The organism is Dehalococcoidales bacterium, assembly GCA_030698765.1.
Taxonomy (GTDB): Bacteria; Chloroflexota; Dehalococcoidia; order Dehalococcoidales; family UBA2162; genus JAUYMF01.
Map to the genome: position 1 here is coordinate 1 of JAUYMF010000030.1, position 4,810 is coordinate 4,810.

Genomic DNA, 4,810 nt, shown 5'->3' on the forward strand with positions numbered 1-4,810 from the left:
GTCGGGGTTGTTGGTGCGGTCGGTGTGGTTGGTTCTGAAGGAGCGCAGGATGCCAGTACCAGAGATAAAACCATCACGCAACTCACGACCAACCAGGCAAACATTCCTTTCACTATCCTTACCTCCTCAATTTGTTTTTAGCTACCAGGTGCCCGCGGCTCCTGGCCAAATTGTTTTTTTGAAGTGAACTTCTTAAATATCAGTACCTGCTGTAAACTGTATGGACGGTTTTTCCCCGTGCACGACTAACTTTATTAACCTTACGGGATAAGATGACTGTAATTGCGTAGAAAAGCTAATCATAATGATATCTACTGGCAGTCTAGCACTGATACTAAAGTTCTGTCAAGCTTTTGCAGCCTGATTCCAGATAACAGGCTCAAACTTCATGAAAACAGTGCCGAGAGAGCTTAAAAAAAGAAATTTTGTCTCTGCTAAACTTCTCTCAATCCCTTTAGCCGGACGTAAAGAAATATCCCGGAGGGTAGCCCTGTGTTATAATCAGTTTAGCGTCTGTCCAGGGAGTATAATGTTCACTCACCTTCATGTCCACACCGAGTATAGTCTGCTTGACGGTATGGGACGCATCCCCGGTCTGGTAGCACGGGCTAAAGAAATGGGGATGGATAGTCTGGCGATAACCGACCACGGCGTGATGTATGGCGTCATTCAGTTTTACCTGGCGGCCAGGGAAGCCGGCATCAAGCCGATTATCGGCTGTGAGGTTTACGTGGCGCCGAATAGCCGTCTGGCACGAGAGTCCGGCGACAAAAATAGCAACCATCTTATCTTACTGGCGAAAAACCAGACCGGGTACCGTAACCTGCTGCAACTGACCACCAGGGCATTCCTTGACGGCTTTTACTACAAACCGCGCATTGACAAGGAGCTTCTGCGACAGCACTATCAGGGGCTGGTCGGTCTCTCGGCGTGTCTTGGCGGAGAGATACCCCGCCTTATCCTGGCGGGACGCATTGATGAGGCCAAACAGTCCGCCCTTTGGTACCAGCATACACTGGAGGACTTCTACCTGGAAATACAGCGGCATCCGATAGCGGAGCTGGAACGGGTAAACCAGTCACTGATCGCCATCAGTAATGAGCTAAATATTCCGCTGGTGGCAACCAATGATGTCCACTACGTTGGCCAGAAGGATGCGCCGGCCCATGACCTGCTGCTCTGTATCGGCACCAACTCTTCCATCTATGATGAGAAGAGGGTGAAGATGGCCGGCGATTTTTTCTACCTGAAGAGTCCTCAGGAGATGGCGGAGCTTTACCGCGATATTCCCCAGGCTCTGGAAAATGCCGGGCATATTGCCGGGATGTGTGACCTCAAGCTGGAGTTCGGGCGCCTGCACCTTCCGGAGATAGAGTTGCCCGCCGGAAAAAGCGCTTACCAGTTTCTGGCTGACCTCTGTTACCAGCAACTGCCCCGCTATTACCCCGATTTTAGCCCGGAGATAAAACAGCGGCTTGATTATGAGCTGGAGGTAATCAGGGAAACTGAATTCGCCGCCTATTTCCTGGTAGTCTGGGACATTATTTCCTTTGCCAGGGCGCATGATATCCTCTTCGGGGTGAGAGGCAGCGCTGCCGCCAGTATTGTCCTCCACTGCCTGGGTATCACCGAGATTGACCCGATTGAGCACCGGCTGGTCTTTGAGCGTTTTCTTAATGTGGAGCGCAAGGAGTTGCCGGATATAGACCTGGACTTTGAAGATGACCGTCGTGATGAGGTTATCGCCTATGTTTCCCATAAATACGGTCAGGACCACGTTGCCCAGATTATTACCTTCGGTACTCTGGGTGCCCGGGCGGCCTTGCGGGATGTGGGGCGGGCTCTGGGGATGCCCTATGGCGAGGTTGACCGTGTCGCCCGGCTGATCCCCTTCGGGCCAGGAATGACCCTGGCTCAGGCGCAGAATGAAAACAGTGAGCTAGGGAATATTTACCGGGATGATGCTGCTATCCGTAAACTGATTGACGCCGCCAGGAGTGTCGAGGGTATTTCCCGTCATGCCAGCACTCATGCCGCCGGGGTTGTCATCGCTAAAGAGCCTCTTACCCGCTATGTTCCCCTGCAAGGGGCAAGCCGGGGTAATAGCGAGACTGGCGTGATGACCCAGTTCACCATGGAAGATATTGCCCGTATTGGCCTGCTCAAGATGGACTTCCTCGGCCTGGCTAACCTGACGATACTGAAGAAAGCCAGGGAGATTATTCAACAGAATCGTGGCATTGTTATTGACCTGCACAATATCCCGATGGATGATGCCAGGACATTTGAGCTGCTGTCTTCCGGAGAAACAGCCGGGGTCTTTCAACTGGAAGGGGCCGGGATGCGCCGCTATATCAAGGAGCTAAAACCGACTGCCTTCAGTGATATTGCCGCTATGGTGGCGCTGTACCGTCCCGGGCCTATGGAGCATATTCCCACCTTTATCCGGGCCAAGCACGGTCTGGAGCCTATCCGTTATCCCCATCCGGCCCTGGAGAGTATCCTTGAGGAGACCTATGGAGTCATCGTCTACCAGGACCAGGTATTGTTTATCGTGCAGGCTTTCGCCGGATATAGCCTGGGGCAGGCTGATATTTTCCGTAAGGCGATGGGCAAGAAGATCCCCGAGGTAATGAAAAAAGAGAAGCTTAACTTTATTGAAGGGGCTAAGAAGAGGGGTTTTTCTGATGAGATCGCGGCTGAGGTCTTTGCCCTTATCGAGCCGTTTGCCGGTTATGCCTTCAATAAGGCCCACAGCGTCAGCTATGCCCTTATTGCCTATCAGACGGCTTACCTCAAGGCAAACTATCCGGCAGAGTATATTACCGCTTTACTGATGACCCATGCCGACCAGCCGGACAAGGTGGCCAATGCCGTGGCCGAGTGCCGCCGTCTGGGTATTACCGTCTTCCCGCCGGACATCAACCTCAGTCAGGTCACATTTGCTATCGAAAAGAGCGCTGATAATAACCCGGCTATCCGTTTCGGGCTGGCGGCCATTAAGAATGTGGGTCTTGGAGCTATGGAAATGGTTGTCGCTGAGCGTAGCCGTGGAAGTGAGTTCAAATCTGTCGAAGATCTCTGCCGCCGCTGCGACCTGCGCGGGGTAAACAAGAGGGTAATGGAGAGCCTGATTAAGGCCGGAGCCCTGGATTCCCTGGGTGACCGGGGTACCCTGCTCCACAACATCGGCAGTATTTTATCTCTGGGGCAACGGGAACAGCGTTTACGGGAGACCGGACAGTCCACCATGTTTGACCTGTGGGGAGAGACGGTCCCGGTCCCGCTGACTGACCTGGAACTTAAATTCGCCGGGGCAACTGACCGGGAAAAAGCCGACTGGGAGAAAGAACTGTTAGGGGTATCTTTCTCCAGGCAGCCGTTTAGTCCCGGCGGGGAAGATTCAGAGACAACCCTATGCGGCCAGATTACCGCTGAAATGGATGGGGAAGATGTTACGGTGCTGGGCGAAGTGGCATCGGTAGTCCAGCTATTTACCCGTGAGCGCAAACTTTTTATCAAGGCTATGCTGGAGGATATTACAGGTAACGTTGAGGTCATGGTCTGGCCCAGGGTCTACGAGAGCACTGCCGGGTTCTGGCAGGAGGGGAGTGTCCTGCGGGTGCAGGGTAAGATAAGATTGAGAGACGACAGGCTGCAGTTCAGTTGTGATAAAGCAGAACCCTACCAACCGCCCCCCGCTCAGCCCCGGGAAGCCATTACTCCGGAACCAGAGATAGCTCCGGCGGCAATCGAGCCGGTTTCTATCGGTAAGGCTCCATCCCGGAGCCAGCGGCTGGTAATCAGTCTCGTTCAGACCGATAATCAGGATGACGATTTCGTCCGCCTGCAAAGATTGATGGGCAGCCTGAAAGATTTTCCGGGAAGCGATAAGGTCACCCTGTATATCAAAAACGGAGACGAGGTTAATAGCTTGAAATTGCCGAACGCCGGCTACTGTCCTGAACTCCACCAGCGGCTGGAGGAGTTGATTGGCGAGGAAGCAATCAGGGTGGAGACCACCAATTAAACCGGTCAGGCTACGGCCACCTCAGTCTGGAAACATTCTTCCCTTGGTGCTAGAATATACGGAAGAAAGAGTAACTAGCGGGGTGTCCCAGTAGCACCTTAACAATATCTGCCATTGGTTATGTTTGCATTTGGTTGGTTTTGTTTGTTATTGCGAGGAGCACGTTCACTTCGCTCAGTGTAAACTCCGCGACGTGGCAATCTGAGAGGTGAGGTATACCCTTCCCCACACACAGATTGCTTCGCCCTCGGGACTTCGGCGTGAGCTCAGTCGAACGCTGAACTTGGGCTGAAGCCTTCCGACTCTGTCGGAACGGTCTCGCAATGACACCGCTAACCAAAACCGAATAATACCCTGTCATTCCGTACCCTGGCCTGTCGCCAGGACAGGCTTGATACGGAATCCGGGTGGGGTGGTGATACTGGATTCCCGCCTTCGCGGGAATGACAATATGGGTGCAATGGTTGTAAAGTAGTCTCCGAACATTACACTAGTGCTTGCTTGCGTAATTGACTATACGTATTTCCTCGCCCCTTGCGGGAGAGGATTAAGGTGAGGGGGTAACCTAAAGTAACCTAAAATTCACCCTCATCCCTTCGGCTTCGCTCAGGGCAGGCTCTGACCTTCTCCCGTCAAGAGAGAAGGTACTGCTATTGCATAGACATTTACGCCACCAGGTACTAGTAGACTGTAACGCACAATCTTTCACTCAGGAACTCGGGTTGTCATTGCGAGGAGCGAAGCGACGTGGCAATCCCGCCGGATGAGATTGCTTCGCCT

At 53.0% G+C, this 4,810-nt stretch carries 1 protein-coding gene; it reads left to right on the forward strand.

What is annotated here, in order from left to right; translation table 11 throughout:
• Positions 1-529 precede the first annotated feature (529 nt).
• Positions 530-4,030 (forward strand): DNA polymerase III subunit alpha, encoded by a 3,501-nt coding sequence (locus Q8Q07_01385; GenBank protein MDP3878943.1) that lies wholly within the window; start codon positions 530-532, stop codon positions 4,028-4,030.
• The last annotated feature ends 780 nt before the right edge of the window (positions 4,031-4,810 follow it).